This is a genomic window from Novosphingobium resinovorum (assembly GCF_036352595.1).
GTDB classification, from domain to species: Bacteria; Pseudomonadota; Alphaproteobacteria; order Sphingomonadales; family Sphingomonadaceae; genus Novosphingobium; species Novosphingobium resinovorum_B.
In genome coordinates, this window is sequence record NZ_JAZFAX010000097.1 from 1 (window position 1) to 2,584 (window position 2,584).

Below are 2,584 nucleotides of genomic sequence, written 5' to 3' on the forward strand. Positions count from 1 at the left end.
AAGCAGCAGCTCGTTCTTCTCGGCCTCGGTCAGAACATGAAGCGGCGGTGGCGGCATCCGTAGGGTGAATCAGCCAATCGACCTCCGCGCAACACTTTTCTGCCAACCCCGTGAGCAATTACCCTCCAGCAGCTGCAACAGTGGGGCCAACAGTTTCTGCTGTGAAGCACGCGAGGGCAAAACTGACTCTGTCTTTCAACAACAGTACGTCATCGACGCCGACAGCCTCACCACTATTGTTCCCACACAAATGCGTAGGCCGACCGTGAGATAGGGCTAAAAAAGGCCAATTCGGCTCAGCCTCCAAGGCGGGTACGACATTTTCCCTCACAGCATCTGCGCCGCAAAGTCCAACCGCTGCGGTATTAGCGATATGACCGGCGACTTGCAGATTATCCATTGTTGGCTCATCATGCGCCGTAATGAAGACAATCATTGTTTACGGTCTGTCTCGTTCAACTTTTTCTGCGCTTGGCGAGCAAGAAGATCTCGCGCTACACGTAAAATGTCGCTGCTATACTCTCGACCAAGTTCTGTGCCATCCGTAATCTCTTGCATCATCTGCTCGGCGGTGATTATATTTCCACTCGCGCTACGAAAGAGGGTTTTTTCGCTTGGATAGACCTCACTTATGAGGTTGCGCAGCACTTCTCTATTGAGCTGCCCATAAGCATCAATTGGCTGTTCAAATGAAAGTGGATCTAGATTAGAGTGGCGCCTTGCCGCATTTATAAAATGTTTCAGCGAAGGGCTTCTAGACCCAGCTATGGAAATATTTATAGATGTCAATAATTGTTCTAGAGTTCTCTGGTCCCGCAGCATCGTGCTTTTAAGAAATTTTGGGTATGGCAATTGCTCAGGAAGGGGCATTCTGCCCAAGAAGGCGTCCGCCTTACTGCCAACAGCGTTAAAAAAGGCCGCAGAGTCTGCAAACAGCCATGCGTCCACAGTCGGGATAGCTGGGCAGAAAACAATATCCGTAACTTCTTGGTTGGCAGAGACAGCATCGCCAACTGAGCCACTGTCCTGATCGTACACAACTATCAGAGGCCTAGTTGAAGACATTTTTTCTATGCGTTGCCATCCACGCGTCGAAGGTGCGATTGAACCATTGGCTACGATGATAGATGTATCGTGGACGCCAGCGTTAGCGAGCAAGGCCGCTATGATTTTTTGATCAGTTTTACCTTCAACTGCAATCGTCAGCATCTTATGCCTCAGCGAGTAAATTGCATCATCTAAAGCCCGATAGGATGCAAAATTTATTTCCGTACTAGGTCGATTTTCGGTAGCGCTCAGTAAATCGGCGGTAAATGAGCATCATCCTGGCTCTCGTAGGCAACTTCCCCGTTCTGAAATAACTTAGTCTTCACTATGGTAGAAGAAATAAAAGCTTTGTTGGCTAGTCGCTCCTCGACAAGCATAACTGGCCCTTTTCCATCTTTCGACATGCTCAGCGCACGCTCATCTTCACGACCGTAATGCTTTGCTGACTTCTCTCTAACGAAAAGACCTCGGACGTTAACTGGACCGGGATGATTTCTTAATTTTTGAGCATCCTTCGCCACTGCTTGGTTACCTCCAGCAGTCTCGGATTCAATCGCGACGTTGTAGCCGCCTCCGCTCATTTTGGTGTCATAGGGGTGACCATCGTATGGCACTTTTGCAAACTGCGGAAATGTCTCTTCTGCCCAAGCGCCCATTTTGTCTGCAGACAGCGTACGATCATTGGCAGGGCCCACGAGTTCATCGAACGCCTCAATCGCTGCACCCAGATTAATTTTCGTCAATTCCCCGTATTGCCGAGTGTCTGCACCCGAGCATTTGGCTTCGGTTAGCTCATGCACCATTTTAGCATATGATCGCGCGAAAGTTGGATGATCCGCCCCCTTTCCCCGATCGCTCGTATCGCGATTGCCTTCGGTCTCGGCCCCCCGGGCCATCCAATCACTTTGCTTTAGCACAGCCACCCCTCAATAAGCCGAGAATGTAGGATTTCATAACCCATGTGCAAGTCAGGCCGGGTTCTGACCGGGTCAAAATCCGAACTTTCACCGAGCCAAAGTGTTTTCAGTAGGAAGACGCCCAGATCGGATTTCCGCACAATCTGGGTATCGCTTGGGCGACTGAGAAGGCCGGGCAATTTTCGGCGTTAGAAACCTCGGAAACCCTAGATTTCGGCCGTTCTATCGCTCGTGTTCGTAATGATGGGGTCACGTGTTCGAGTCACGTAAGCGCACCACCTTCCTGAAGGCACTTCCACCCAGACATCGGCGGTTTCCCAGCCAAAGCGGCTTTCCACTTGGGTGGCGCTTGGGTCAAGGCTGGGGCGTCTTTGGCTAGGAAAAGTGGTTCGACCCAGGCCAGACCCGGTCAAGATTGATAACTGCGAACTGATCGGCTGAAGCATATTCGGCGAAAGCATCAGCTACCGGTCGCCTCGGTTGAAGCCTTGGTCTTGACCTGCCCCCCGTCAGTCCCTCGATCATAACGAGAGTCCAGCGGTTGAATACGATGGCCCGGACGCCTGCACAAGCGCGTCGGGCATGATGGTCTCGTCCTGCACGAAGGCTCGACGCGCTTG

Annotated in this window: 2 protein-coding genes; both read right to left on the reverse strand. The window is 51.5% G+C overall.

The window, feature by feature from the left end:
- Positions 1–432 precede the first annotated feature (432 nt).
- Positions 433–1,209 carry a hypothetical protein gene (locus tag V2S85_RS27005; RefSeq protein ID WP_330705859.1) on the reverse strand — a complete coding sequence of 259 codons (777 nt, stop codon included), beginning with the start codon at positions 1,207–1,209 and terminating at the stop codon, positions 433–435.
- A gap of 86 nt (positions 1,210–1,295) precedes the next feature.
- A complete protein-coding gene (locus V2S85_RS27010; RefSeq protein ID WP_330705860.1) occupies positions 1,296–1,943 on the reverse strand; it encodes a hypothetical protein in 648 nt (215 codons plus the stop codon).
- Positions 1,944–2,584 lie beyond the last annotated feature (641 nt).

Bases quoted from the DNA above. Each gene is read 5' to 3' on its own strand.
- V2S85_RS27005 (WP_330705859.1), bottom strand. From the start codon at position 1,209: ATGCTGACGATTGCAGTTGAAGGTAAAACTGATCAAAAAATCATAGCG.
- V2S85_RS27010 (WP_330705860.1), bottom strand. From the start codon at position 1,943: ATGGCCCGGGGGGCCGAGACCGAAGGCAATCGCGATACGAGCGATCGG.